23 protein-coding genes are annotated in these 25,921 nt (G+C 58.3%); 14 read left to right on the forward strand and 9 right to left on the reverse strand.

The window, feature by feature from the left end:
- Positions 1 to 4: 4 nt before the first annotated feature.
- The gene (locus AC2FFD_RS10040) at positions 5 to 1,468 is read left to right on the forward strand and encodes an ABC transporter permease (RefSeq protein WP_496872976.1); all 1,464 of its coding nucleotides are present in this window, start codon (positions 5 to 7) and stop codon (positions 1,466 to 1,468) included.
- A gap of 93 nt (positions 1,469 to 1,561) precedes the next feature.
- Positions 1,562 to 3,649, forward strand: a complete 2,088-nt coding sequence (locus tag AC2FFD_RS10045) for a dipeptide ABC transporter ATP-binding protein (RefSeq protein WP_425078147.1) — start codon at positions 1,562 to 1,564, stop codon at positions 3,647 to 3,649.
- A 115-nt stretch (positions 3,650 to 3,764) separates the two neighbouring features.
- Here the strand turns inward: AC2FFD_RS10045 and AC2FFD_RS10050 are convergent, their stop codons facing one another.
- The 3 genes from AC2FFD_RS10050 to AC2FFD_RS10060 form a co-directional block, all read right to left on the reverse strand.
- A complete protein-coding gene (locus AC2FFD_RS10050; protein ID WP_496872977.1) occupies positions 3,765 to 4,751 on the reverse strand; it encodes an MBL fold metallo-hydrolase in 987 nt (328 codons plus the stop codon).
- Between the two features lie 130 nt (positions 4,752 to 4,881).
- Positions 4,882 to 5,844, reverse strand: coding sequence for a LuxR C-terminal-related transcriptional regulator (locus AC2FFD_RS10055; protein ID WP_496872978.1), 963 nt, complete (start codon positions 5,842 to 5,844; stop codon positions 4,882 to 4,884).
- Positions 5,845 to 5,941: 97 nt separating this feature from the next.
- Positions 5,942 to 6,520 carry a lytic transglycosylase domain-containing protein gene (locus tag AC2FFD_RS10060; RefSeq protein ID WP_257600591.1) on the reverse strand — a complete coding sequence of 193 codons (579 nt, stop codon included), beginning with the start codon at positions 6,518 to 6,520 and terminating at the stop codon, positions 5,942 to 5,944.
- Between the two features lie 203 nt (positions 6,521 to 6,723).
- Here AC2FFD_RS10060 and ssb point away from each other — a divergent pair, with 203 nt between their 5' ends.
- Both ssb and AC2FFD_RS10070 read left to right on the forward strand, forming a co-directional pair.
- Positions 6,724 to 7,218: a single-stranded DNA-binding protein gene (gene ssb / locus AC2FFD_RS10065; protein WP_496872979.1), complete on the forward strand. Its 495-nt coding sequence runs from the start codon at positions 6,724 to 6,726 to the stop codon at positions 7,216 to 7,218.
- An 18-nt stretch (positions 7,219 to 7,236) separates the two neighbouring features.
- Positions 7,237 to 8,307, forward strand: a complete 1,071-nt coding sequence (locus AC2FFD_RS10070) for a site-2 protease family protein (protein WP_480684465.1) — start codon at positions 7,237 to 7,239, stop codon at positions 8,305 to 8,307.
- 9 nt (positions 8,308 to 8,316) lie between these two features.
- Here the strand turns inward: AC2FFD_RS10070 and aroB are convergent, their stop codons facing one another.
- Together aroB and AC2FFD_RS10080 are read right to left on the reverse strand one after the other, a co-directional pair.
- Positions 8,317 to 9,429 carry a 3-dehydroquinate synthase gene (gene aroB / locus AC2FFD_RS10075; protein ID WP_480684466.1) on the reverse strand — a complete coding sequence of 371 codons (1,113 nt, stop codon included), beginning with the start codon at positions 9,427 to 9,429 and terminating at the stop codon, positions 8,317 to 8,319.
- Positions 9,430 to 10,017 carry a shikimate kinase gene (locus AC2FFD_RS10080; RefSeq protein WP_170344605.1) on the reverse strand — a complete coding sequence of 196 codons (588 nt, stop codon included), beginning with the start codon at positions 10,015 to 10,017 and terminating at the stop codon, positions 9,430 to 9,432.
- A gap of 79 nt (positions 10,018 to 10,096) precedes the next feature.
- On the opposite strand from AC2FFD_RS10080, the gene AC2FFD_RS10085 reads away from it, so the two are divergent.
- The 9 genes from AC2FFD_RS10085 (at position 10,097) to AC2FFD_RS10125 (ending at position 21,957) form a co-directional block, all read left to right on the forward strand.
- Entirely contained in the window at positions 10,097 to 10,246 is a 150-nt protein-coding gene (locus AC2FFD_RS10085) for a hypothetical protein (protein WP_257600588.1), read from the forward strand.
- Positions 10,236 to 11,756, forward strand: coding sequence for a hypothetical protein (locus AC2FFD_RS10090; RefSeq protein WP_496872980.1), 1,521 nt, complete (start codon positions 10,236 to 10,238; stop codon positions 11,754 to 11,756). Before AC2FFD_RS10085 ends, AC2FFD_RS10090 begins: the two co-directional genes overlap by 11 nt.
- Positions 11,757 to 11,758: 2 nt before the next feature.
- Positions 11,759 to 12,715, forward strand: coding sequence for a site-specific tyrosine recombinase XerD (locus tag AC2FFD_RS10095; RefSeq protein ID WP_496872981.1), 957 nt, complete (start codon positions 11,759 to 11,761; stop codon positions 12,713 to 12,715).
- 63 nt (positions 12,716 to 12,778) lie between these two features.
- On the forward strand, positions 12,779 to 14,086 hold the full coding sequence (locus tag AC2FFD_RS10100) for an HlyC/CorC family transporter (RefSeq protein WP_170344609.1): 1,308 nt from the start codon (positions 12,779 to 12,781) through the stop codon (positions 14,084 to 14,086).
- 412 nt (positions 14,087 to 14,498) lie between these two features.
- Positions 14,499 to 16,916, forward strand: a complete 2,418-nt coding sequence (locus AC2FFD_RS10105; RefSeq protein ID WP_496872982.1) for a GcvT family protein — start codon at positions 14,499 to 14,501, stop codon at positions 16,914 to 16,916.
- Between the two features lie 31 nt (positions 16,917 to 16,947).
- On the forward strand, positions 16,948 to 17,547 hold the full coding sequence (locus AC2FFD_RS10110) for a nucleotidyltransferase family protein (RefSeq protein ID WP_496872983.1): 600 nt from the start codon (positions 16,948 to 16,950) through the stop codon (positions 17,545 to 17,547).
- A 749-nt stretch (positions 17,548 to 18,296) separates the two neighbouring features.
- Positions 18,297 to 19,733: a DegQ family serine endoprotease gene (locus tag AC2FFD_RS10115; protein WP_496872984.1), complete on the forward strand. Its 1,437-nt coding sequence runs from the start codon at positions 18,297 to 18,299 to the stop codon at positions 19,731 to 19,733.
- Positions 19,734 to 19,913: 180 nt separating this feature from the next.
- Positions 19,914 to 20,594 carry a response regulator transcription factor gene (locus AC2FFD_RS10120; protein WP_152457754.1) on the forward strand — a complete coding sequence of 227 codons (681 nt, stop codon included), beginning with the start codon at positions 19,914 to 19,916 and terminating at the stop codon, positions 20,592 to 20,594.
- Between the two features lie 49 nt (positions 20,595 to 20,643).
- On the forward strand, positions 20,644 to 21,957 hold the full coding sequence (locus tag AC2FFD_RS10125) for an ATP-binding protein (RefSeq protein ID WP_496872985.1): 1,314 nt from the start codon (positions 20,644 to 20,646) through the stop codon (positions 21,955 to 21,957).
- Here AC2FFD_RS10125 and AC2FFD_RS10130 read toward each other — a convergent pair.
- Genes AC2FFD_RS10130 through AC2FFD_RS10140 form a run of 3 tightly spaced genes read right to left on the reverse strand, consistent with a single transcriptional unit; the run spans position 21,954 to position 24,697 of the window.
- Entirely contained in the window at positions 21,954 to 22,421 is a 468-nt protein-coding gene (locus AC2FFD_RS10130; RefSeq protein ID WP_257600581.1) for a CYTH domain-containing protein, read from the reverse strand. The genes AC2FFD_RS10125 and AC2FFD_RS10130 overlap by 4 nt on opposite strands.
- Positions 22,418 to 23,173, reverse strand: a complete 756-nt coding sequence (locus AC2FFD_RS10135; protein WP_496872986.1) for a ParA family protein — start codon at positions 23,171 to 23,173, stop codon at positions 22,418 to 22,420. Before AC2FFD_RS10135 ends, AC2FFD_RS10130 begins: the two co-directional genes overlap by 4 nt.
- A 3-nt stretch (positions 23,174 to 23,176) precedes the next feature.
- Complete coding sequence (locus tag AC2FFD_RS10140; RefSeq protein WP_496872987.1) at positions 23,177 to 24,697, reverse strand: CHAD domain-containing protein; 1,521 nt, start codon at positions 24,695 to 24,697, stop codon at positions 23,177 to 23,179.
- A 304-nt stretch (positions 24,698 to 25,001) separates the two neighbouring features.
- On the opposite strand from AC2FFD_RS10140, the gene AC2FFD_RS10145 reads away from it, so the two are divergent.
- Positions 25,002 to 25,349, forward strand: a complete 348-nt coding sequence (locus tag AC2FFD_RS10145; RefSeq protein ID WP_170344617.1) for a TfoX/Sxy family protein — start codon at positions 25,002 to 25,004, stop codon at positions 25,347 to 25,349.
- A gap of 53 nt (positions 25,350 to 25,402) precedes the next feature.
- Here AC2FFD_RS10145 and ndk read toward each other — a convergent pair whose 3' ends face one another.
- Positions 25,403 to 25,825 carry a nucleoside-diphosphate kinase gene (gene ndk, locus AC2FFD_RS10150; RefSeq protein ID WP_170344618.1) on the reverse strand — a complete coding sequence of 141 codons (423 nt, stop codon included), beginning with the start codon at positions 25,823 to 25,825 and terminating at the stop codon, positions 25,403 to 25,405.
- Positions 25,826 to 25,921: the final 96 nt, after the last annotated feature.

Consider the following 25,921-nt stretch of genomic DNA (forward strand, 5'->3'; position numbering starts at 1 on the left):
GATTATGGAACCACTAACCTGGACCGGCTCTATCGCCTTCCTGAACCCGCTGCTGATGATCGCACTGGCAGCACTTTTCCTGTCGATCCTGGTCTGGATCATCGCCAGTATCTTTTTGCCTGAACAGCAGATTGTCGTGAACCCGGATGGATCCGTCAGTTCCGGCGGCGGCGTCCGTGGATTGATCCAGCTTGCGCTGTATTACAGTTTTCTTGCCAGCGTGGGACTGGCCGTGGCTTATCTGGTGCTGGGCATCCTGATGGGCACAGGTGCAGGGATCATCGGCGCCATTTCCCAGCAATTCCTGCCTGTATGGGTCGCGCTGATCATCATGTTCGCCATGTCGATCGCCTTCAAGAGACGGTTGGGGTTGTACGGCAAACTGTATGACAGTCCCATCGGAATGATCGGCTTTGGCCTTGTGATGTTCTGGGTCTTTACCGGCATCTTCGGCGCCCTTGATCTGATCGTGACCCATGACCCGCTGACACAGATCTCTGGCATGAAGAACAAAGTGCCGGGAACGCCTCTGCCGAATCTGGAGGACGGCGAGTATGCCTGGTATCTTCTGGGCGGCGACAATCTGGCGCGCGACGTATTCAGCCGGATGGTCAAGGGGGCCTGGGTTGTGGTGCAGATTGCACCGCTGGCAACGATGTTCGCCTTCATGGTCGGCATTACGTTAGGGCTGCCCGCCGGTTACTATGGGGGCCGTTTTGATACGTTCCTGTCCTTCCTCGCCAACCTGATCCTCGCCTTCCCGGTGATCCTGCTGTTCTACCTGCTGGTGACGCCGGAAATCGTGGCGACCGGGGTGCCGAACTACATGGCGGCCGTGCTGTTCGTGTTCCCGATCCTGTTCATCGGCGTATTGCTGAATTCGCGCTATTACACGCGCCCGAATTTCCGCACGCCATTGCTTATCGGTGTTCTGGGTGTTGCGATCTGGCTGTATCTGTCGCTGATTTCGACCGGTGGCTACATCATCAATACCGACGCCTACCGGATCTGGGGTCTGCCGACCTATCTGGACCTGTTCGATATCCCCGGCGGTATTCTGGTGGTGTTCGTCTCGGTGGTCTTCGTCAACTCGCCCACGGTCTTCCGTATCGTGCGCGGCCTGGCGCTGGACATCAAAACCCGCGATTACGTGGCTGCAGCCCAGACACGCGGCGAAGGGCCGTGGTACATCATGCTTTGGGAAATCCTGCCAAACGCCCGTGGCCCTCTGATCGTCGATTTCTGTCTGCGCATCGGTTACACCACCATTCTTCTGGGGACTTTGGGCTTCTTCGGACTGGGCCTTCCGCCGGAAAGCCCGGACTGGGGATCCACGATCAACGAGGGGCGCAAGCTGCTGTCGATCTACCTGCACCCTGCCCTTCCTCCTGCCTTTGCCCTGCTGTCGCTGGTTCTTGGTCTGAACCTGCTGGCTGACGGACTTCGCGAGGAAAGCCTGAAGGACTGATGTGATCGAGGCCGGGGGGCCAGCCCCCCGGACCCCCCGGGATATTTTTGGCCAGATGAAGGGGACCCCCGCATTTGGTGAGGAGTAAGCAAAATGAGCAAAATGGCGGATTATGACGGCCCGATCCTGGAGATCGACAAGCTGTCCATCTCGTTCTTTACCCGCCTGCGGGAAATCCCCGCCGTGATGGATTTCTCGGTCAGCGTAGAGCCCGGCGAAGCAGTGGGGCTGGTTGGTGAATCCGGTTGCGGTAAATCGACCGTGGCGCTGGGCGTCATGCAGGATCTTGGCAAGAACGGCCGCGTCGTCGGAGGCACGATCAAGTTCAAGGGCCGCGATCTGGCAAAGATGTCGAGCGAGGAGTTGCGCGACATTCGCGGCAATGAAATCGCGATGATCTATCAGGAGCCCATGGCCTCGCTGAACCCGGCGATGAAGATCGGCAAACAGTTGATGGAAGTGCCGATGATCCACGAGGGTGTAAGTCAGGAAGAGGCTTATTCGCGCGCGCTGGAAGTGGTGACGGACGTTCGCCTGCCGGACCCCGAGCGCATGTTGAATTCGTTTCCGCACCAGTTGTCGGGCGGTCAGCAGCAGCGCATCGTGATTGCGATGGCGCTGATGTCGAAACCGGCGCTGTTGATCCTGGATGAGCCGACAACCGCTTTGGACGTGACGGTCGAGGCCGCTGTGGTCGAACTGGTCAAGGATCTGGGCAAGAAATACGGCACTTCGATGTTGTTTATCTCGCACAACCTCGGGCTGGTTCTGGAAACCTGCGACCGTCTGTGCGTGATGTATTCGGGTGAAGCGGTCGAGCGCGGCTCGATCAAGGATGTGTTCGACGAGATGCAGCACCCTTACACACAGGCGCTGTTCCGTTCGATCCCGCTGCCGGGCGCTGACAAGAATTCGCGTCCATTGGTGGCCATTCCGGGGAACTTCCCATTGCCCCACGAGCGGCCTCCGGGCTGCAACTTCGGACCGCGCTGCGACTATTTCGAAGAGGGTCGGTGTGACGCGAAAGACATCCTGATGGAGGCGGTGCCCGGCAATGACCGGCACCACACCCGGTGCCTTAAATTCCAGGAAATCGACTGGAACGCCCCACTTGCGCTGGCCGATCAGAAAGAAAAAGGCGACATCGGCCGAACGGTTCTGAAAATAGACAATCTCAAGAAGTATTACGAGGTTGCGGCAAATGCCTTGTTTGGCGGTGGTGAGAAGAAGGTTGTGAAGGCCAACGAAACGCTCAGCTTCGAGGCGCACGAATCCGAGACACTGGCCATCGTTGGGGAATCCGGCTGCGGCAAGTCCACCTTCGCCAAGGTTCTCATGGGGTTGGAGACGGCCACGGACGGGCAGATCCTTCTGGACAACCGCAACATCGAACAGGTGCCCATCGAAGAACGCGATGCCAAGACGATCGGCGAAGTTCAGATGGTTTTCCAGAACCCGTTCGACACGCTGAACCCGTCGATGACCGTTGGCCGTCAGATCATACGGGCGCTGGAAATCTTCGGTGTCGGAAACTCTGAGGCCGAGCGCAAGAAGCGGATGCTGGAACTGCTTGATCTGGTGAAGCTGCCGCGCGCCTTTGCGGACAGAATGCCGCGACAGCTGTCGGGTGGTCAGAAACAGCGCGTAGGTATCGCACGCGCCTTTGCCGGCGATGCACGTATCGTTGTGGCGGACGAACCCGTCTCGGCGCTGGATGTGTCGGTTCAGGCCGCCGTGACGGATCTGTTGATGGAGATTCAGCGAGAGCACAAAACCACGCTGCTGTTCATCAGCCACGACCTGTCTATCGTGCGTTACCTGAGCGACCGGGTCATGGTGATGTATCTGGGCCATGTTGTGGAATTGGGCACTACGGATCAGGTTTTTGCCCCGCCCTATCACCCTTACACCGAAGCGTTGCTGAGCGCGGTTCCGATTGCGGATACCTCGGTCGAGAAACAGCACATCGTTCTGGATGGTGATATTCCTTCGGCGATGAACCCGCCACCGGGTTGCCCGTTCCAGACGCGGTGCCGCTGGAAGTCCGAAGTGCCTGACGGACGGTGTGAATCGCATGTGCCGCCGGTGCAGACGCTGGCAGATGGGCATCAGGTGAAATGTCACCTGGCCGAGGATATTCTGGCCCGGATGGAGCCGGTGATAAAAGTCGCGGCGGAGTAAACCCGTTTCTGAACCTTGGAAAGGGCCGGTCAGTAACCGGCCCTTTTTTGGCGCCGTGATTTGTGGGGAGACAGACGGCGCTTGGGAGTGGCGTGAGTGGTGACCCGGTAATTCGTCAGCCGGTCAAAACGTTGTTGCCGAAATGCATGAACTCCTGGTTCATGCCGGCAATGTCACCGGCTTCAAGCTGAAGGCTGGCGCTGTCGAGCATCCTGTAGCTCTGCTGCCCCTTCACCCAGTCATCGGCAGATTGCAGAGTGGTCAGCGTGTAGGACGTGATCTCATTCAGGTAATGTGTGGGGATGATCACCTTGGGCTGGAGCTTGGACACGATGTCGTTGCCCTGATCGAAGCTGAGAATATGTTCCGAGCCATCCACCGGCAGGGTCAGAACATCCACCTGACCGATTGCGTCCCAGAACTCCTGCGGCGGGTTGTGGCGGTTGTCGCCCCAGATCAGCGTTCGAATGCCGCCGGTCTCGACCAGATAGACGACCATATCCATGTGGCCCACGTTGTTCGGCGGGCAGGCTTCCACGCCGAACTCGGCCAGCGCATTGGTCCAGTCATACCAACCCGGCGCGACACAGGCGTGCTTGTCGGCAAAGCCGGTGATCTTGATGTCAGCAAACTCGAAATTGCCGACCATCCGATCCAGCACCATGGTCGAGCTTGGGCGTTCAATCGCATCGTGATCGAAATGGGCATGGGTCGACAGGGTGATGTCCACCGGGATTTGCGGGAATTCGTTGCGGAACCAAAGACCCCACGCGCCCGACGGATCATCGCGCCAGGGATCAAACAGCACTGTTGCCCCGTTGGGCGAGGTGATCTTGATCGCACAATGACCATAATAGTCGATGCCAACCGTCCCGGTGCTGGCCTGACCCGTTGCGCCTTGCAGATCGATCACATGGTTGTTGTTGCCCGGCTGTAGCCACGCCTGAGATTGCGCCTGGGCCGATCTTGCGCCCAGCACAGAAGCGGTCGCGCCGACCCCGGCAGCGCCTGCCGCCATGAAGAAAGACCGGCGCGACAGACCCGGCGCCAGATGATCCTTGTCCCCGTTCAGGATGGTTGGTTTCAGATCTTTGCGATCCATTTTCGTGTACCTCTCTGTTGGACCCGCGCAGTTTTTCCGCGCGTCCCAGCCAAAGGTAACAAGCCAAATCATATTGGCTCAGACCGAAAAAATGGGGGCGGAATGTGGGGGAAAACCCCATATTCCGCATTCACGAAATCGAGAGCAAATGACTGCGCAGGTTCTGGCTGCGCCCTTCGAGCCCCAGCTTGCGGCGGATGTTGTTGCGGTGAAAATCAATTGTCGATGTTTCCCGCGACAGGGCCTTGGCAATGTCCTTGGTCGTTTTTCCAAACATGACCATCTGTGCAATCTCGATCTCGGTCGGGGTCATCACTGCAAATGCATCTGTCAGTTTGTCCGACAGTGCAGACGTGAGCTCGTTCAGGTTTTTCTCGGCCAGTTCAAGATAGACATACTGCGCTTCGTCCCCGGCAAGCTGCGCCCGGACCTTTTCGAGATATGGCAAAACCCGGCCGCGCACCTGTTCGACTATTTCGTGATCGCGGCTTTTGCGATCATCATCCAGACTGGACAGCAGGACGCGCAGCGCCGTGTTGGTTTCCTGCAACTCGCGGGTACGATCCGCGACACGGGTTTCAAGCTGCGCCAGTGTTTCGTTGAGCTTTTCTTCCAGCGCGCGGCGCAGGTAAACCTCTTGCAACAAAGCCAAATCCGACTCGACCATGCGTGCGAACTGCGCCAGCCCTTCGCGGAACAACAAGGCACGGCGGTTCTGCTTGCGATCCAGAACACAAATCGTTCCGAATACCGATCCATCGGGCCATTTCAGCGGCAGGCCGATGTAAAATGTCATCCCGTGTTCCAGATCGTCATTGTCGGCCCAAACCGGATCGCATGCAGCATCTTTGACCACCAATTCTCCGTCCCGCTGCAAGACGCCCTGACAATACAGCTTGGGGTTCAACTGGAAACTCAAGCCGACCGGATATGGGTTTTCGGGATGATCCGAGGTGATCAGCACCGCATGATCCGGCGCGTCGGTTTTCATGATCAGGCTTGCAGGCACATCCGCCAGCTCTGCGACCAGATCAACCAGTTGCTGCCAGTTGGCCAGCGTTTCTTGCGGGATCTCAGGGTGGTCAGCAGGCATGAGGCGGCCTCACCAGTTACTGGAGGATACCCTTGCAGGTTAGTTGGACTGGTTGCGTCGGATCAAGAACCGGACGTTCTGCGCCGCGGCATCGGGCTTAACCGCCCCAGATGACCTTCACGTAGTTCTGGGTTTCCTTGTACGGCGGTATGCCGCCATGCTTTTCCACCGCTTTTGGGCCGGCATTGTAGGCGGCCAAGGCCAATGGCCAGGATTTGAACTTGCGATACTGCCAGGACAGGTATCTGGCCCCACCCTCGAGGTTCTGCTTGGGGTCATGCGGGTTGACCCCCAAAAGCTCAGCGGTCTGAGGCATCAATTGCGCCAATCCCAGAGCACCTTTGTGAGACTTCGCCTGCGGGTTCCATCCGCTTTCCTGCTGCACAAGGCGCAGGAACAAGTCTTCGGGAATGTTGTGAAGGCGGGCAGCCTGTTTCGCCAGGTCCAGATACTGGCCGCGATACTTTCCTGTATATCGCTTGCTGGTCTGCGCACGGGATGTCTTGGGTTTCAACCGCGCGGAATCGCGATACTGCGTCGCCGCACGGGTATCCAGAATCTTGGACTGCTTGAGGAAGATATCCTTGCGGCTTTTGGTAGACAGCGTTTGCGCCTGCACAGGCAAAACGGCCAGCACAAGGCAGACTACAGAAAACCCAGCAACCCAAGAACGCATCAATGCCTATCCTGCTCGATAAGAAACCAGTCGGATTATAGGTATTCCCACAAAAAATGAAAGCTTGGTAAAGACCAAAGTAAGACTCTTGTCCAACACTGTTGTATCTACTGTTTTCAACCATGATGCAGGCCGTATAGGGTCTCACGGAACAAGTCGCGCCAGATTCGGCGCACATACGCGAAAACAGAACGAGGATTTTCATGGCGGGTTCAGTCAACAAGGTCATTCTGGTAGGTAATCTTGGCCGCGACCCCGAGGTCCGGTCGTTCCAGAACGGCGGAAAGGTATGCAATCTGCGCATTGCCACGTCAGAGACCTGGAAAGACCGCAACACGGGCGAACGCCGAGAACGAACGGAATGGCATTCGGTCGCCATCTTCTCGGAACCGCTGGCCCGTATTGCAGAGCAATATCTGCGCAAAGGCAGCAAGGTTTATATCGAAGGTCAGCTGGAAACCCGCAAATGGCAGGATCAGTCCGGGCAAGACCGCTATACAACCGAGGTTGTTCTGCGCCCCTACCGCGGTGAATTGACCTTGCTCGACAGCCGCGGTGAAGGCGGCGGCAGCGGCGGTGGTTACGGCGGCGGCCAGGCCGGTGGCAGCGGGTACGGAGACCCTTACGGTGGTCCGTCCAGTTCCCCGGCACCGGCACCGGCATCGGGCGGAATCGACGACGACGAGATTCCGTTCTAGGCAATTCGGAGACACGACATGACATGGTCCTTTTCTCTCGGCCGATTGCTCGGGTCCGAACTGAGAGTCCATGTCACGTTTTTTCTGCTTCTGGCCTGGGTGGGCTTTGCGGCCTATTCCGCCGGTGGCCTGCCGGCCGCCATAGACAACCTGTTGTTTGTTCTGGCCTTGTTTGCCTGTGTGGTCGCCCATGAGTTCGGTCATGCCCTCATGGCGCGGCGGTATGGAATCAAGACCCCAGACATAACATTGTTGCCGATCGGTGGGTTGGCCCGGCTTGAAAGGATGCCGGAAAAGCCTTTGCAAGAAGTCTTGGTGGCACTTGCAGGTCCGGCGGTGAACATCGTGATCTGGGTCATTCTGGTCGCCTTTGGTGCTGGACTGCCGATCGAGACGCTTTCCCAGATCGATTCACCGGGCATCGGGTTTCTGAACAGGTTGGCCTACATCAACCTTCTGCTGGCCGTATTCAACATGATCCCGGCCTTCCCCATGGACGGAGGGCGCGTGTTCCGCGCCCTTCTGTGCCTGCGCATGGATCGCGTCAAAGCAACACGTGTGGCTGCGGTCGGAGGTCAGATCGTTGCGGTGGGTCTGGGGTTTTTGGGGCTGAGCTCAGGCAACCCGTTTCTGGTGCTCATCGCCGTGTTCGTGTTCATCGCCGCCAACGCCGAAAGCCAGGACGTCGCCCTGCGATCTGCGGCACGCCGGGTTCTGGCCCGGGATGCGATGATCACCGAGTTTCACGCGCTCTCCCCCAACGATACGTTGAGCACGGCAGCACAAGCCGTAATTCACACCACGCAGCACGAGTTCCCTGTGTTGGATACGGATCAGTCTCTGCTTGGTTTTGTGACCCGAGATCGACTGTTTGCCGCGCTCGCAGGCGATCAGCCCAGATCGGCACCTGCCACCTCGATCATGAATGCCGATGTCCCCGCAGTTTCGCTTACCACCGGCCTCGAGACCGTGTTGGAACATCTGCACAACGGCGCTCCGGCCATCGCTGTGGTCACTCGGGGTGGTCGCATGATCGGTTACATCACGCGCGAGAACATCGGTGAACTGATGGTCATTCAGGGGCGCTAGGCTTTCAGGTCAAGCCGTGGCAAGCGCATCTGACAGAACCGAAAGAACCGCATCTTTCGGCACATCTGACGTCACGAACGCCTGTCCGATCCCACGCGCCAGAATAAACCGAAGCTGACCGTCCACGACTTTCTTGTCTTGTCCCATCAGATCCACCAGCGTGTCGGCACTTGGCAATTCGCCCGGAATATCGGCCAGATCCGTTTTCATCCCCATCGCACGCAAATGCGCGCGCACCCGGCTTGGATCCTCTTGTGAACACAGACCCAGCCGAGACGACAGTTCAAACGCCAGCGCACAGCCTATTGCCACACCTTCACCATGCAGAAGACGGTCGGAATAGCCTGTTGCGGCCTCCAGAGCGTGGCAGAACGTGTGTCCCAGATTGAGAAGAGCCCGGTCGCCTTGTTCGGTTTCATCCCGCGCGACGATATCGGCTTTCATTTGCACTGAACGCGTTACCGCGCGCACGCGGGCCGCCATGTCACCCGAGGAAATGCTTGGCCCGTTCGCCTCTAGCCAATCAAAGAATTTCGCGTCGCCAAGCAAACCGTATTTCACGACTTCGCCATACCCGGACAAAAAATCTCGCTGGGTCATGGTCCCAAGGACAGAGGTGTCGGCCAGAACCAGAGACGGTTGATGAAACGCGCCGATCAGGTTTTTGCCCTGCGGCGCGTTGATGCCGGTCTTTCCACCAACCGAGCTGTCCACTTGCGCCAGCAAGGACGTTGGAATCTGCACAAAACGAACACCACGCCGCAAAACCGCCGCGGCAAAGCCTGCCAGGTCTCCGATGACGCCGCCGCCCAAGGCCACGACAACATCCCGGCGTTCGACTTTTTCAGCGAGCAACCACTCGACGGCGCGCTCGAAATGCGGCCAGCTTTTGGTTGCCTCTCCGGCGGGCAGCGCCAGCGCGGTCATCTCGATCCCCGCGGCATTCAGCCCGGCGCGCAGCGCCTCGAGATGCAGACCGGCCACGTTTTCATCGGTCAGAACCGCGACTTTTGGCCGGGCCAGAAGTGGAGATATCCAGCCCCCCGCCCGCGTCAGAAGATCCGGACCGATTTCAACATCATACGAACGGTCATCCAGGTCTACATGTACTGTTTGGTGCATTTATTTGAGTTCCAAAACATCAGGGCGTGTCATCAGGGCGTCGACAACGCGGCCTGCCATATTTTCGATCGAGGTCTCACCATCCGAATCCACAGCCAGATCGGCCTGAGCATAAACCGGCACGCGGGCCTCATAGAGGGCTTTCAATGTCGCATACGGATCGGCCGTGCGCAGCAGAGGACGGGTGTCTTTGTGGCGCACACGGTTCCACAGAACATTCAGGTCCGCGCGCAGCCAGACGGCAGCGCCCTTTTCGGCGATGATGCGACGGTTTTCCGGCTGGAGAAACGCCCCACCCCCCGTCGAGAGGATGCCTTTTTGTTCATCCAGCAAGCGCCTGATGACCTGCGATTCCTTGGCGCGAAAGAAAGGTTCGCCGTCACGTTCAAAGATTTCAGGAATCGTCATGTTGGCGGCTGATTCTATCTCGGCATCGCTGTCCAGAAACGGAACACCCAGCCGGGCAGCCAATGCGCGCCCCACCGCGGTCTTGCCAGCCCCCATCATACCCACCAGAACCACGGTTTTGTGCAGATCAAAGCCGCCCTGTGTGTCTGTCGAATGTGTGTTATGCTTAATTTCGCTCATTTAAACGTGAATGACGTGATCTTGGGAAAAATGCCAGTTATAACTTGGCCAAAATCAAAAATTGAGGCAGCGTGGCGCCATGGGCCGACTGATCAAATTCCTGATATATGTTCTTTGCCTGGTCTTCATTGGGCTGGTCGCCTACGCCTATATTGGCCCATTCTTTGGTGCGGATTTTTCTGCGCCTCAAAGTGAAATCCGCGAACCGGTCGTATTGGATGTCGACTAAACAGGCGCTGTTGGCGGTCTTTCTGGCGGGATCGGCACATGCGCAGACCCCGTTATCCGCGATCGAGTGGCTTGCGGATCCGCCGCAAAACCTGCCCGGAACCGTATTGCTGGAACCGCCGGTGGCACAGAACGGCGGATTGCCCGAAATTGAGGTCACGCCGCTTGAAGCGTTGTCGCAGCCTTTGGGCCTGGTCGCATCATCCGTCACCGGGTTGCCCGTGGATTTGTGGCAAGGCAGCGATGCGAACCGGCTGGCGGAGCTGATCGCGAAGACGCCCGTTCGCGACAACCCGGCCATGCAACGCCTGTTGTTTACATTGCTTCTGTCGGAAACCCGCGCACCGGCGGGTCCTGATGCGCAAGAGGTCATGCTGCTGGCGCGGCTGGACCGTCTGATGCAACTGGGCGCGGCTGATCCCGTGCAATCGCTGGTTCAACTGGCCGGGCCGACCGATACACAGGATCGGTTTCAGCGCTGGTTTGACGCAACGCTGCTGACCGGCGATGAGGATCGCAGCTGCACCGCCCTTATCGCCGAACCGCACCTGTCAAAGGACTACGCCGCGCAAGTGTTCTGCAAAGCCCGGCGCGGAGATTGGGCATCGGCCGCGCTGACGCTTGAAGCCGCGCATGCCCTGGACATCCTGCCACCGGAAGAACTGGCGGTTCTGGATCGTTTTCTAAGCCCTGAACTCTATGAAGGCGCGGCTTATCTGCCCCAACCTGAAAACCCTGATCCATTGAGTTTCCGACTGTTCGAAGCGATCGGAGAACGGCTTCCGTCCGCCTCGTTGCCACGAGCTTTCGCCAACGCGGATCTTCGGGATGTGGCCGGATGGAAAGCACAGATCGAAGCCGCCGAACGGCTTACACGCATTGGCGCTTTGACGCCCAATCAATTGCTTGGACTTTATACCGAGCGGTCCCCGGCTGCGTCCGGCGCAGTTTGGGACCGGGTCGCAGCCATCCAACGATTTGAAAGTGCATTGGATACGCGAAACGCTGAAGCCATTGGAAAAACATTGCCTCCGGTCTGGCAGCAGATGCGCAGCGTTGGGCTTGAAGTACCCTTCGCCGAATTGTTCGCCGAGCGTCTGTCGAAGGTTTCGCTGTCGGTGCCGGCAACTGAAAACCTGCGCTGGCGCATTCTGATGTTGTCTGACCTGTACGAACAGGCAGCACTATCCGCGCCGGACAACTCGATCGATACCCTGTTTCTTGCGGCGCTGGCACAGGGCGATCCGGGGCGGGCGGTTTCTCCTTCTCCGTTGGCGGATGCGGTTTCTCAGGGGTTCGAATGGGCGGCGCCCGCACCCAACGACATTGACGCCTTGCTGGACAACGGTCAGCTTGGTGAAGCCATACTGGAAGCCATGCAGCTGTTTGCGCATGGTGCACGGGGCAATCTGGTGGATCTGACCGCAGCAATCGCAACCTTCCGACGCGTGGGCCTGGAAGACACCGCGCGGCGCGCCGCGCTGAGCCTGTTGATCCTGCAAGAGCGTTGAAGATGGCTATCCCGGCGACAAACGAACTTTGGATTTCGACCTTTCTACAGGCACAGGCCGCGGAACTTGGCGCGGCGACAAACACGTTGCTGGCCTATGGGCGCGACCTTAAGGACTTTGCGTCCTGGTTGGGGCACAGGGGATCCGGATTCAATCAGGCAGATCGTGATCAGATCGAAGCCTACCTGATCGACTGCGAGGCAGAGGGCTTGTCGCGCTCTACCCGCGCGCGGCGATTGTCAGCCATCAAACAGCTCTACCGATTTGCGTTCGAGGAAGGCTGGAACGAGACGAACCCCGCCATCCAGATCAAAGGTCCGGGACGGCAGAAGCGATTGCCCAAAACGCTGGACGTGCCCGAAGTCGACCGTCTTCTTGAAGCCGCCCGACAAACCGGGCGCAGCAAGGCCGATCGCATTCGCAATACCTGTTTGATGGAAGTTCTCTATGCCACCGGGATGCGCGTGACCGAACTTGTGTCCCTGCCCGTTTCCTCGGCCCGTGGCGATCCGCGCATGCTGTTGGTGCTGGGTAAAGGTGGCAAGGAACGCATGGTGCCCCTGTCCCCACCGGCGCGGGATGCTTTGGCCGCCTGGTTGACCGTACGGGACGAAGCCGAAGACCAGACCGTCGAGAAAGGCGGTCAAAGATCCCGCTTTCTGTTCCCGTCGCGCGGCAAGTCCGGCCACCTGACGCGGCACAGGTTCTTTCTGCTGGTCAAGGAACTGGCCGTTCAGGGTGGTGTTTCTCCCGAGAAAGTCACCCCGCATACCCTGCGTCACGCCTTTGCCACGCATCTGCTGGCCAACGGCGCTGACCTGCGTTCGATCCAGACTTTGTTGGGCCACGCCGACGTCGCAACGACCGAGATTTATACTCATGTTCTGGATGAACGGCTGACTGAACTGGTGTTGCAACACCACCCGCTGAGCAAAGACCCTGACGAAGACCGGGGCTAAGCCCTTGATCCAGCGGGGCGGCATCCCCATAACGGATGCATCACCCTAACCCACCAAGGACCAATGGAACCCTCACCTTCTCTGATCGACAGCACATTCTGGTTTACGTCAGGTGCGATCCTCTTGTTGCTCGTTTTGTCCGGCTTTTTTTCGGGTTCGGAAACAGCGCTCACAGCCTCTTCTCGCGGAAAACTGAGGGCTCAGGCCGACAAAGGATCACGCGGGGCGAAAAAGGCGCTAGAAATCACCGATGACAATGAACGCCTGATCGGATCGGTTCTTCTGGGCAACAACCTTGTCAACATCCTGGCGGCCTCGCTGGCGACGGCCTTGTTCACCCGGCTGTTCGGCGAAAGCGGCGTGGCATTGGCGACACTGGTCATGACTCTGCTGGTGCTGATCTTTGCCGAAGTGCTGCCAAAGACCTACGCCATCACCAATTCCGAAAAGGCCGCGGCGGCTGTCGCGCCGATTATCAGCGTCGTCGTGACGGTGTTTTCACCCATTGTGGCCGCGGTGCGGCTGCTGGTGCGCGGTGTGTTGCGTCTGTTCGGCGTGCAGATCGATCCCGACAGCAACATTCTGGCCGTGCGCGAAGAGATTGCCGGCGCTCTGCAACTTGGTCATTCCGAAGGCGTGGTCGAAAAAGAAGACCGCGACCGCATCTTGGGTGCGCTGGATCTGGGCGACCGGACGGTGGAAGAGATCATGCTGCACCGCTCGAATATCGAGATGATCGACGCCAATGCTGCCCCCGAGGCGATCCTGAAACAATGTCTGCAAAGCCCGCACACCCGCCTGCCTGTGTTCCGGGACGAGCCGGAAAACATTGTGGGTGTTGTCCACGCCAAGGACCTCTTTCGCGCCATGTATGCGCAGGCAGGCAGCAGCGACGGCGGGACCGACCGTTTGGCAAGCTTTGACATCGGAAAGGTGGCAAACGCCCCTTACTTTGTGCCCGAGACCACGACCTTGGACGACCAGATGCGGGAATTCCTGCGCATGCACAGCCATTTTGCATTGGTTGTGGATGAATACGGGTCACTGCGGGGCCTGATCACGCTTGAAGATATTCTTGAAGAAATCGTGGGCGAGATCGCCGATGAGTTCGACATAGACGAAGAGGTGCCTGTAATACGCACCGAAGATGGCCAGTATCTGGTCGAAGGTTCCATGACGATCCGGGATGCCAACAGGGCACTGGACTGGTCTCTGCCGGATGACGAGGCGAACACGCTTGCCGGCCTGGTGATTCACGAGGCACAGATGATCCCTGACGTCGGTCAGGTGTTTTCGTTCCACGGTTTCCGGTTCGAGGTCACGGCGCGTGAAGGCAACCGCATCACCGGATTGAAAGTGCGCCCCCTGTAACGCCTGCGATTTTTCCGAAACGTTCCGAGCACTGCCAAAGCGCCTGCCGTCAACTGAACGACCCAATGGCGCTGAACCGGGCGCGGATTTTCCGGTCATCGTACAGTTCGACCCAAGCACTGAGATGGGCGTGACGGGCCAGTTTGATCACCCCGGCTTTGTTTCAGCTGTGCAGTAAAGTGGAAAAGCGGCCTTCAAGGCCGAAAACCACTGGGCGATGCCGCACTGAACAAGACGAAGGCCGCCGTTTTCTTTCGCTCGATTACAGGTTTCGACGCACTTTGGCTGTGCGAGAAGGCACTGCAAATCCAAAGCTCGTGCAATACGTGACATGCGACACTTGTTGTCGCTAACAGACGAGTAATATCCCCATCGGCTCGACAGTTTTTCCAAAACCATAGGGAGGAACACTGTGAAAACCACCTGTCAGGTTGCCGTCATCGGAGGCGGCGTCGTCGGCTGTTCGGTGCTCTATCACCTCACCAAGCTGGGCTGGTCGGACGTGATGCTGCTGGAACGGTCCGAACTGACCAGCGGATCGACCTGGCATGCTGCGGGCGGGTTTCACACGCTGAACGGCGACACCAACATGGCCGCGCTGCAAGGCTACACCATCCGGCTCTACAAGGAGCTGGAAGAGATCACCGGCATGTCCTGCGGGCTGCACCATGTGGGCGGCATCACCCTGGCCGACAATCAGGACCGGTTCGACATGCTGCTGGCCGAACGCGCCAAGCACCGCTTCATGGGGCTGGAGACCGAGATCGTCGGCCCCGACGAGATCAGGAAGATCGCCCCCATCACCAACACCGACGGCATCATCGGCGCGCTGTATGATCCGCTGGACGGGCACCTCGACCCCTCGGGCACGACCCACGCCTATGCCAAGGCCGCGCGGATGGGCGGTGCCACGATCGAAACCCACTGCATGGTGCGTGAAACCAACCAGCGCCCCGACGGCACCTGGGACGTGGTCACCGACAAGGGCACCATCCACGCCGAGCATATCGTCAACGCCGGCGGCCTCTGGGCGCGCGAGGTGGGCGCAATGGCAGGCATCTACTTCCCTCTGCACCCAATGGAGCATCAATACCTCGTCACCGACAATATCCCTCAGATCGAGGCGATCATCGATGCGGGTGGCGAGCATCCGCATGTAATGGACCCGGCTGGCGAAAGCTATTTGCGGCAAGAGGGGCGCGGGTTGTGCATCGGCTTCTACGAACAGCCCTGCAAACCCTGGGCCGTGGACGGTACGCCATGGGAGTTCGGGCACGAGCTGTTGCCGGATGATTTCGACAAGATCACCGACAGTATCGAGTTCGCCTATCGCCGCTTCCCGGTTCTGGCCGAAGCGGGCGTGAAGTCGGTGATCCACGGCCCCTTCACCTTTGCGCCTGACGGCAACCCGCTGGTCGGGCCGGTGCCGGGCGTGCGCAACTACTGGTCGGCCTGCGGCGTGATGGCCGGGTTCAGCCAGGGCGGCGGGGTCGGCCTGACGCTGGCGCAATGGATGATCGAGGGCGAGCCCGAACGCGACGTCTTTGCCATGGACGTGGCCCGCTACGGCGACTGGATCACCCCCGGCTATACCCGCCCCAAAGTGATCGAGAACTATCAGAAACGGTTCAGCGTCGCCTACCCGAACGAGGAGCTGCCCGCAGCACGCCCCAACCGCACCACGCCGATGTATGACATCTTTTCCGATCTGGGCGCGGTCTGGGGCCAGCAATACGGGCTCGAGGTCGCCAATTACTTCGCGCAGGATGGCGAGCCAACCTATGAAACCCCGTCCTTCCGCCGCTCGGACGCGTTCGAGGCAACGGGCCGCGAGGTACGTGCCGTGCGCGGGGGCGTCGGCATCAACGAGGTGCACAATTTCGGCAAATACCTGATCACCGGTCCTCGCGCCCGCGACTGGCTGGATCGGATCATGGCCGGGCGCATCCCCGCCCCGGGCCGCCTGTCGCTGACGCCGATGCTGTCGCCCAAGGGCAAGCTGATCGGGGATTTCACCGTGTCATGTCTGGGCGAGGACGAGTTCCAGCTCACCGCCTCATACGGGGCGCAGAATTTCCACATGCGCTGGTTCCGGCAGCATCAGCAAGACGGCGTAACCGTCGAGAATATCAGCGACAAACGCAACGGATTCCAGATTGCCGGCCCCAAGGCTCGCGAGGTTCTGGCCGCCTGCACCCGCGCCGATATCAGCGACATGCGCTTCATGGAGGTGCGGCGCATGGTCGTGGGCATGACCGACTGCATCGTGCAGCGGGTCAGCTATACCGGCGATCTGGGGTTCGAGATCTACTGCGATCCGATGGCCCAGAGGCAGCTATGGTGGACCCTGTGGCTGGCCGGCCAGCCGCATGGCATCACACCCTTCGGCATGCGCGCGATGATGAGCCTGCGGCTGGACAAGTTCTTCGGCTCGTGGATGCGCGAATTCTCACCCGACTACACGGCGGCCGAAACCGGGCTGGATCGCTTCATCGCTTTTGGCAAAAGCGCCGACTTCATCGGCCGCCCCGCCGCCGAGGCCGAACGTGCGACAGGCCCTTCGCGCAGGCTGGTGGTCTTCGAGGTTGACGCACTCGATGCCGACGTGAACGCCTATGAACCGATCTGGCTCGACGGCAAGGTCGTGGGTTTTTGCACCTCGGGCGGTTATTCGCATTATGCCCGCAGATCCGTCGCCTTCGGTTTTCTGCCACCCGAACGCGCAACAGATGGGCTTGAAGCAAAGATCGAAATATTGGGCCAGATGCGCAAGGCAAAGGTCATCTCGACACCCTTGTTTGACGCAGACGGCGCCCGAATGAGGGGATGACTCGGGCGCGGGCCGACGGCATTGTACTGAAATGACTGAAACACCCATTATCCTTCTGGCGGCGGGCCAATCCAGCCGCATGGGCGACATCGACAAATTGATGCAGCCGATCAACGGCATCCCATTGGTCGCCCGCTCGGCAAGCGTGGCCTGCGCCGTGGGACCTGTGATCGTCGCCCTGCCCCCTGAACCAAATCCAAGATATGGCGCGCTTGATGGCATGGATGTTCAAATCGTTCCGGTCCGGGATGCGGCAGAAGGCATGAACGCCAGTTTGCGCGCCGCGATCCAAAAACTGCCGCCGGATGCACCCGCCGCCATGGTTTTGCTGGCCGATCTGCCCGATCTTACGGAAGCTGACCTGGCAACAATCCTGAAAGCGCGACAAACCCATCCCGACAACCTGATCTGGCGTGGCACAACCGAGGATGGAAAGCCCGGTCATCCGGTGGTGTTTGACAGATCCCTTTTTGATCAACTGTCACAGTTGCAAGGGGACGACGGTGCCCAGGAGATCGTGCGAAAGTATCAAGACAGTGTTTATCTGCATCCCCTGCCCGGCCGAAACGCGCTGTTGGATCTGGATACCCCGGATGACTGGAAGGACTGGCACAGAAAACATGCCCTCTGAACAAACACGGCCCGGTCTTGTCGACCGGGCCGGTGCCCAAAACAGGACTACCACTTTGCTCAATCTCCAAAGCGCGGCCAGTGTGCTTTCAGAAACACCCCGGCTCTCAAACAGCCAAACCTAAACAAGACCCCCTCGTTAACACGCCGTTATCACTTATGGTGATCGAGTTAGCCTCCAGCGCCCCCTAGCGCTTTTGGCTCCCCTCACTTGGGCACCTTCATCCTCACCTATCCGATCGTTTGAAACAACGTAAAATTGGAAGGAAGGGTTAATTTGGGTCTTCTGCAAATGGCTTTTACGCAACATCGCGCCAAACTGAAATCAACCTTAAGGCGATCGACTGTTTTCACAAGCGGTAGCGATTCGGGATTAAGCGCAAACTTATTTGCCATTATCCGCAATCAACAACATTTTTTTTGTGTCAAGCCATGTCTCGACCAAACCCACCCACAACCATTGGAAGAGCAGACCTTTTTCCCATCATTCGGAGGGATGATTGTCAACAAAACAAAACAAATTCAATGTTTTTGAAAGTTTGACGCCGTTTTTAGCAACAATCCTCCGATTCGCCCTGGTTCGGATCGGTGAAAATCCGCGAATCCCGATCAACGTCGACCGCAACACAACACCGACTTTGTGGCAAAATTAAGATTTATTAATTGATCAGTCAGGAAACGCCAATTCTGAGCAGGCATCTGTTGTCTCAACGCGCAGCCGCAACTGCGTGATGATAACAGGAGACACAAATGAGCATCCGCAAATCCTCGCTTCTACTTCCCCGCACATCCAACTGGGCAGGTGCCAGCGCGCTCGGCGCGGCCCTTCTGGCAACGACGGCCATGCCGTCGATGGCGGACGAGGCATTGGCTGATCTGGTTGAGACCGTTTCACCGTCGGTCGTGACCATCATCGCCGAACACGACGCAGCGCCGACCCCGGCCCAGGGTCAGAACTTTGACTTCGATGGGCACCCTTTTGGTGAATTCTTCAAACGCTTCGGCGGCCCGGAAGGGTTCAACATGCCGCAACGTGGCCCGTCCCAGGGCCTGGGCTCGGGATTTGTTCTGGATGAGGCCGGATACATCATCACCAATCACCATGTCGTCGACAATGCCTCGACCGTGACCGTGCGCCTCAGCGATGATCGCACCTTAGACGCCGAAGTGGTCGGAACGGATCCGCTGACGGATATCGCGGTTCTGAAAATCGACGCGGGGACTGACCTGCAAGCCGTGGAACTTGGCGACAGTGACGCAATCCGCGTGGGCGAAGACGTGGTCGCCATCGGCAATCCCTTCGGCCTGAGCTCGACCGTGACCACAGGCATCGTTTCGGCAAAGGGCCGCAACATCTCGGAAGGACCCTATGCAGAGTTCATCCAGACGGATGCGGCAATCAACAAGGGCAACTCGGGCGGCCCCCTGTTCAACATGGAAGGCGAAGTGGTTGGCGTGAACTCGGCCATCTATTCACCCAGCGGTGGTTCTGTGGGGCTTGGATTTGCCGTCACGTCGAACATCGTTGAACACATCGCAACCGATCTGCGGGATGACGGACAGGTGAGCCGCGGTTGGCTGGGCGTGTCGATCCAGAACGTAAGCCCGCAACTTGCGGCCGCGTTGGGAATCGAGGCTTCCTCGGGCGCGCTGGTCTCTGACGTGGTTGCAGGCAGCCCGGCAGATGGTGCCCTGAAGCAGGGAGACGTGATCCTGACCTTCAACGACGATGCCGTAGACTCCAGTGGTGATCTTCCCATCCTTGTGGGCACGACCAAGGTCGGCACCGACAGCACTCTGACCGTGTTGCGTGACGGCAAGATGGAAACGGTGACCTTGACGGTTGGCCAGCATCAGGCCGCATCGGCCGAGGCAGACAAACCGGTCGAGGCAGAAGTTGCAGGCACGACGCTGGGTGTGACCGTGGCCCCCCTGACCGAAGCGGTTCGGGCAGAAACCGGTGTTGCTGAAACTGTCGAGGGCGTCGTCGTCACCGACCTGAAGCCCGACAGCCCCGCGGCAAAGGCCGGCCTGAAGCGCGGCGATGTGATCGTCAAGCTCGGCAATCAGGACACTGTTACTCCGGACGCGCTGAAGGCGGCGCTGGACAGTGAGAAAACCGATCCTGCCCTGGTGCTGATCAACCGTGGCGGCAGCCAGATCTTCGTCGCGGTCGAACTGGCCTGACCCTGAACATGCGTGCGCCGCTTGATGGGGATTTTCGGCGCACGCCTCACCCGGCGGATCAGAGTTGTCCACTATCCGCCGGGCTTGCCGGGTGCCGGCCCAGCACCCGGCAAGAACTTCTTCTAACCATATGCTTTAGTTAAAATTTGTGATTAGATATCAGAAGAAAGGAGCCCGAGCATGAGCCGCCGTCTGTTGATCGTCGAAGATGATGCTGACACCAGGGACTTCATCGCCAAAGGTTTTGGCGAAGAAGGGTATGTGGTCGAAACCGCGGCTGACGGTCGTGAGGGGTTGTACCATGCCACGGATGGTGGGTTCGACGCCATTGTTCTTGACAGGATGCTGCCCGGTCTGGACGGGCTGTCGCTGATCAAGTCCATGCGGGCCGCCGGTTTGAAAACCCCGGTTTTGATGCTGACGGCGATGAGCGCCGTGGACGAAAGGGTCAAAGGGCTGCGCTCGGGCGCTGACGATTACCTGGTCAAGCCTTTTTCGTTTCAGGAACTGCACGCCAGAATCGAAGCCCTGTTGCGTCGCCCTCAGGAATCCGAAGAGACGCCGACTTTGACCTGCAAAGACCTTCAGATGGATTTGTTGACCCGCAAGGTCACACGCGATGGGCACGAGATCACCCTGACACCGCGTGAGTTTCAGATTCTCGAGTTTTTCCTGCGCCGCAAAAACCGTGTGGTATCGCGCACCATGTTGCTTGAAGGCGTTTGGGATTATCATTTTGACCCGAACACCAACGTCGTCGACGTGCATATCTCGAAGTTGCGGCGTCAGCTGGACGAAGGCGGCGATGCCCCGTTGATTGAAACGGTCCGCGGAGCAGGTTACATGATGTCCGATGGATAACCTGCGGCTTTCGTTAAACAATTCAAGAACAAGGCTGGTCGCGACCAGCATGATTCTGAGCACGATTCTGACGGCATCGGTGCTCGCGTTCGTCTATGTGACCGCCAACCGAAGCATCGAGGCCGAGACCCGCTCGGTCGTATCAGCAGAGTTGACGGGGCTTGCAGATGAATACGAAAGACGCGGGCTGATTGGGTTGATCACTGCAATTGAGCGCCGTTTGCCAAGTGCCCCAGAGCGGGACGCGCTCTATCTTTTGACAGATCGGTTGGGCCTCAAACTTGCGGGCAATCTCAAGTCCTGGCCGGTGAACATTGCCGCCGGAAGCGGTTGGGTAGACTTGGAATTGCGCCGGGCAGACAATGATCAGTTCGTGTCCGTCTCAGCCGCATCGATCCGCCTGCCGGGCGGTGAGCGCCTTCTGGTTGGGCGGGATGCTACGTCACGCCAGCAATTCGACAGGGTTCTGTTTCGCTCGGTTGCCCTGGCGCTTGGGATTGCATTGGTTCTCAGCGTCATCACCGGATGGTTGTTCACACGGTTGGTATTCTCGCGCCTTTCGGATATTGCCAGCACGGCTGAGAATATCGTTTCAGGCGATCTGTCAAAGCGGATGCCGCTGCGCGGAACCGGGGACGAATTCGATCAGGTTTCGGGCACATTGAACAACATGCTTGACCGGATCGAGGAATTGATCAGCAACCTTCGTACCACCTCGAATTCGATTGCACATGATCTTCGTTCACCTTTGTCTCGTCTGCGGCAAAGGGTCGAGGCCCTCTCTGAACCTGGCAAAAGCGATCTGGATCGCGAGATCGACATTGCACGGGCGACGGGTGAAATTGATCACGTCCTGCGCGTGCTGGGGCAACTCACTGAAATCTCGCGGGCCGAGGCCGGTCTGGGGCGCGAGCAATTCGAAACCATAGATTTGCAGCAACTTGTTGGCGATGTTGTCGAGCTTTATGAGCCGGTCGCCGCCGATCAAGGTGTGCAACTTGAAGTCAGGGGTTCCGCCCCTGTCATTCAGGGGCACCGGCCGCTTCTGTCGCAAGCTCTTTCCAATCTGTTGGAAAACGCAATGCGCTACGCGCCGGAACGTACTGCGATCACGATCTCGATCGGTTCTCGCGACGGTTTCACCCAACTGAGCGTCAGGGATCGTGGCCCCGGCGTTCCGCCCGAAGAACTGGATCGCCTTCAGCTTCCCTTCGTGACACTTGACCCCGCGCGGACGGAACGCAATGCGGGTTTGGGCCTGGCTCTGGTGGCCGCAATTTCACATATGCACGGTGGAAAATTTGCCGCCCGGAACTGCGATCCCGGGCTGGAAACCACGATCAATCTGGCACAACAGCGTTAATCCGGAACACCGTGTATCGCCATGGTCTTGTTCTTGTAACGCGTGTCGGCGGTGACATCCGCGCCGAACCAATCCGGTGGCACGTATCCTTTGGCCTGCTCCTCCGAAGTGAACTCCACCTCGACCAGACGCAACGGCGCCAGATCGCCAGAAAAAACGTCCAGCTCGAACAACAGACCATCGGGCAAATGGCCGGTGTAGCGCTCTTTTTCAACCCTGCGCCCTTCCGTTTCCGGCCAGAAGGTTTCGAACTGATCCGCGGTGATCTCGGCCTCGCGCTCTACCCGGACCAGGCCACCAACCCCTTTCAAGGTCAGGAAATACGCATCGTTTTTTTGCCTCAGCCGCAGCTCGGTGGAATCGTCGGGCGCGGTCAGATAACCCTGTCTTACAACGGCTTTTTTCGCTTTGCTCAGGTCCGGCAGGTTTGAAACCAGAAATTTGCGCTCGATTTCCTTGCTCATTGGTTCGAAATCACTCCGTTTTCCAGCTCTTCAAACAGCGCCCTGTAAGACGCACAAGACGCACTGCGCCCGGCATAGGTACAGACCGGGGCACGATACTGACCCATCTTTTCGATATCCGCAGCGAAAGGAACCACCGTCTGCAAAAAGCGTTTTGGATACAGCTTGCGCATCGCCTTCATGGTTTCCTGATGCAAAACCTTCCGGTGTTGCACCATCGAAAAAAAGGCCCGCAGTTTTTTCTTGCGCAGCTTGTGTTGTTCAAAAAAACTCACCAGCTGATCGAAACTCCGCTCGGACAGGGGCGTCGGAATGACCGGCACGACGATTTCATCGGCAGCTTTGAAGATATTCTCGGACAGGGTCGAAAAATTGGGCGGGCAATCCAGAATGATCACGCCATAGTCGCTGCCCGCGGCAATCAAAGCTTTTTTCAGCCGCGAACGTTTGTTTCGCATCCGCGACAGGAACACGTCGAAGTCGCGGAAGGTCAGGTTCGCCGGAAGAACGTCCAGCCCTTCGAAATCGCTGGCCCGGATTGCCTTGGTAAACCGTCCCACATCTTCGAAAAACCGCGCATCCGTCAGCTTTTTCGAAGGCTTCACCCGAAAGTAGAACCCCGATGCGCCCTGGGGGTCGAGATCACACAACAGCACCTGTTGCTCCGCCTGCGCATAGGAATAAGCAAGGTTCACCGAAGTTGCGGTCTTGCCGACACCGCCCTTGTTGCTGTAACAGGCAATGATCTTCATTCCTCACTCCTTTTGTCGGTGAAACAAGGTCCGGAACAAGTGCCGGGTTTCCGGCCCGTCGAATTTCTGAAAGCTGGCAATCACGCGGCTCCGCTCGGCCTTTTGGCGTTGATCCAGAACCGCAATCAATCCCCCCACGGCCAGAGCCATCCGCGCATCCACATGACCCCGCGTGTCGCTGTGCTGCGCGACAAAAGCCAACAAGGACTTTTGCTGAACAGAGCAGTCGTTGAACACGCCCAGATTGTCCTGTAGCTTTTTCAATGGCTTGATGATGTTCTTGAAGCTCTTTTCATCGAACAGAGGCCCAAATATCTCCATCAGATAGCGCAGCTTCTTGCAATCAATACGAAGGTCATGCACGGTTTCGTCCGGCGTCTCGTCGGTGATACCGCGTGCGGTTTTGCAGACTTTTCGATACCGTTTCCAGATCAATGCGCACGCATATTCATGTGCTGCCCGTTTCGCGTTAGATCCGGGCGTCAGGCGATCCGTTCCGTTGAACATCGCCGTCAGATCGGACATACGGGCGTTGTATTCGTCACTGCGCAACCGGCGGGACAAACGTGACAGCTCCTTGGCGCGCTCCTCCTCGAAAAGGTCGAACATCTCTTGCAGGCCCGCGTGAAGACTGGGCGGTACCAGACTGAAGTATTTATCTTTTTCCAGAAGATAGACATCCAGATCACGCATGCGCCCGGTGGCGTCCATGAGATCGGAAAAGACACGTTTCAATTGCACTGTCTGCGCGTCTGAAAAAACGCCATTGAACAGGCTGATCACGGATCGGACCTTCCGCAGAGACACCCGGTAATCATGCAGAAATTCCGTGTCGATATCGGCGATAATTCCTTCTTCGTTTTGCCGGGCAACTTTCAGATAGGTTTGAATGATATCTGCCGCGACCTGAATGGATGGCTCAGCTTTTCCCAACTGGATTTCTGGCTTGGCGCGATAGGCAGCCATGCCCGGGAAAAGCCCGGCGTAAAACGCTTCGACACCCGCCTGCCCCTCGCACGCGGTGGAAATCGCGGTGTTCACCTTTTGGAATTCTTTCTCATACCCCCGCAGCCGCTGAAGCTGAACGATTGCTGCCTGACCCGTCCGCGAAGACAGGCACCAGACCGTTCCCCTGACCAGAGTTTTGTCAAGCTCATCCAATACGGCGAGGGATTTCACCTGAATCTCCCCGGCTCCGATCTGCATCAGCGCGCGCAGTTTGGGGAAACCCTTCAAAGCCGCTTTCACGGGGCCCTGCGGTAGCTCTTGAACAAACCGCCCCTGCCCCTTGCAGCGTTGAGACAGCGGCGCACGGCCATTTCGGAAAAGCCACAGTGTTTCTCCGACCTCAAGCAGAACACGACCTGAATTCCGCAACGATTGATCGTGGCAATCCAAAAGCACGAAAGATCTCGATTCCGTTGGTGGACCGATCCTGATCGCAAACCCGGGAATGAGCTTTTCAACAAGCGACTGGTCAATGGATTGGGACAGAATGCACTGAATACCTGAAGGTTCGGTCATGATCCACCAATCCGGGGCGTTTTCAGGTATTCATTGACGCTGGTCTCAACGGTCTTCGGCACGTTGGTTCCTTCTTCGACGGTTCTGATCCTTCATCACGTTCAGCCTATTCGGCTGTTACCTTGGCCAGCAGACTGTCTGGCCCTGGACCGACCCGCTTTTGTGTCTTTCGGCTTTTGAAACCCGGACCGCCGAGGCAGCATGACCTCATGAGAGCGGAAACACCACAAGACAGCAAGACATTATGTTTCGACAATGCGCAAACATGGGTGACAGACCCCAGAGGTGCAATTAAGACAGGCTCATGAGCGATCCGGTTTCTTCGATCCGCAACCTTGGCCCGGCTTTCGAGCAGGCCTGCGCGCGTGCCGGCATCCACTCGGCTGATGAACTGCGAGAGCTGGGAGCGGATGAGGCCTATGCCCGGCTTTTGCGGGCTGGCACCAAAGCACATTTCATCGGCTACTATGTTTTGGTGATGGGGCTTCAGGGACGCCCCTGGAATGATTGCAAGGGTGAAGAGAAAAAGAAGCTGCGACAGCGTTTCGACGCGATCAAGGCCGGCAACAGCACCGCGCCGGAAAACCGGATGGTTGCTGATCTGGATGCCATCGGGGTCCGCGTTGCACCCAAAGATCTAAAGCAGGTCTGAACAAAAAAGGCCGCCCCTGACGGAGCGGCCCGATCTTTCGGCATAAAACCGGCTTAGCCGACCAGTTCGATGCCCGAGAAGAAATATGCGATCTCAACAGCCGCGGTTTCCGGTGCATCCGAACCATGGACCGAGTTTTCGCCAACCGATTCAGCAAATTCCGCACGGATGGTGCCGGGTGCTGCGTCCGCCGGGTTGGTTGCGCCCATGACTTCGCGGTTCTTGGCAATGGCGCCTTCGCCTTCCAGAACCTGAACAACGACCGGAGCCGACGACATGAACTCGCACAGTTCGTCGTAGAACGGACGCTCGGCATGAACTTCGTAGAACTTGCCGGCTTGTTCCTTGGTCATGTGGATGCGCTTCTGCGCAATGATGCGCAGGCCAGCTTCCTCGAACTTGGCATTGATCTTGCCGGTCAGGTTGCGGCGGGTTGCATCGGGTTTGATGATCGAAAAAGTGCGTTCCAGTGCCATATCGGGCCTCTCCTTGGTCTGACGGCGCGGGCTGGGCCGCGCGAAATTCATCGCGCGCCGCCTAACACGGTATTTCGCCGGTGAAAAGTGGAATGA

The sequence above is a fragment of the Ruegeria sp. YTSC002 genome (assembly GCF_059609845.1).

Coding starts and splice junctions, on each gene's coding strand:
- AC2FFD_RS10040 (WP_496872976.1), top strand. CDS start 5: ATGGAACCACTAACCTGGACCGGCTCTATCGCCTTCCTGAACCCGCTG.
- AC2FFD_RS10045 (WP_425078147.1), top strand. CDS start 1,562: ATGAGCAAAATGGCGGATTATGACGGCCCGATCCTGGAGATCGACAAG.
- AC2FFD_RS10050 (WP_496872977.1), bottom strand. CDS start 4,751: ATGGATCGCAAAGATCTGAAACCAACCATCCTGAACGGGGACAAGGAT.
- AC2FFD_RS10055 (WP_496872978.1), bottom strand. CDS start 5,844: ATGCCTGCTGACCACCCTGAGATCCCGCAAGAAACGCTGGCCAACTGG.
- AC2FFD_RS10060 (WP_257600591.1), bottom strand. CDS start 6,520: ATGCGTTCTTGGGTTGCTGGGTTTTCTGTAGTCTGCCTTGTGCTGGCC.
- ssb (WP_496872979.1), top strand. CDS start 6,724: ATGGCGGGTTCAGTCAACAAGGTCATTCTGGTAGGTAATCTTGGCCGC.
- AC2FFD_RS10070 (WP_480684465.1), top strand. CDS start 7,237: ATGACATGGTCCTTTTCTCTCGGCCGATTGCTCGGGTCCGAACTGAGA.
- aroB (WP_480684466.1), bottom strand. CDS start 9,429: ATGCACCAAACAGTACATGTAGACCTGGATGACCGTTCGTATGATGTT.
- AC2FFD_RS10080 (WP_170344605.1), bottom strand. CDS start 10,017: ATGAGCGAAATTAAGCATAACACACATTCGACAGACACACAGGGCGGC.
- AC2FFD_RS10085 (WP_257600588.1), top strand. CDS start 10,097: ATGGGCCGACTGATCAAATTCCTGATATATGTTCTTTGCCTGGTCTTC.
- AC2FFD_RS10090 (WP_496872980.1), top strand. CDS start 10,236: ATGTCGACTAAACAGGCGCTGTTGGCGGTCTTTCTGGCGGGATCGGCA.
- AC2FFD_RS10095 (WP_496872981.1), top strand. CDS start 11,759: ATGGCTATCCCGGCGACAAACGAACTTTGGATTTCGACCTTTCTACAG.
- AC2FFD_RS10100 (WP_170344609.1), top strand. CDS start 12,779: ATGGAACCCTCACCTTCTCTGATCGACAGCACATTCTGGTTTACGTCA.
- AC2FFD_RS10110 (WP_496872983.1), top strand. CDS start 16,948: ATGACTGAAACACCCATTATCCTTCTGGCGGCGGGCCAATCCAGCCGC.
- AC2FFD_RS10115 (WP_496872984.1), top strand. CDS start 18,297: ATGAGCATCCGCAAATCCTCGCTTCTACTTCCCCGCACATCCAACTGG.
- AC2FFD_RS10120 (WP_152457754.1), top strand. CDS start 19,914: ATGAGCCGCCGTCTGTTGATCGTCGAAGATGATGCTGACACCAGGGAC.
- AC2FFD_RS10125 (WP_496872985.1), top strand. CDS start 20,644: ATGATTCTGAGCACGATTCTGACGGCATCGGTGCTCGCGTTCGTCTAT.
- AC2FFD_RS10130 (WP_257600581.1), bottom strand. CDS start 22,421: ATGAGCAAGGAAATCGAGCGCAAATTTCTGGTTTCAAACCTGCCGGAC.
- AC2FFD_RS10135 (WP_496872986.1), bottom strand. CDS start 23,173: ATGAAGATCATTGCCTGTTACAGCAACAAGGGCGGTGTCGGCAAGACC.
- AC2FFD_RS10140 (WP_496872987.1), bottom strand. CDS start 24,697: ATGACCGAACCTTCAGGTATTCAGTGCATTCTGTCCCAATCCATTGAC.
- AC2FFD_RS10145 (WP_170344617.1), top strand. CDS start 25,002: ATGAGCGATCCGGTTTCTTCGATCCGCAACCTTGGCCCGGCTTTCGAG.
- ndk (WP_170344618.1), bottom strand. CDS start 25,825: ATGGCACTGGAACGCACTTTTTCGATCATCAAACCCGATGCAACCCGC.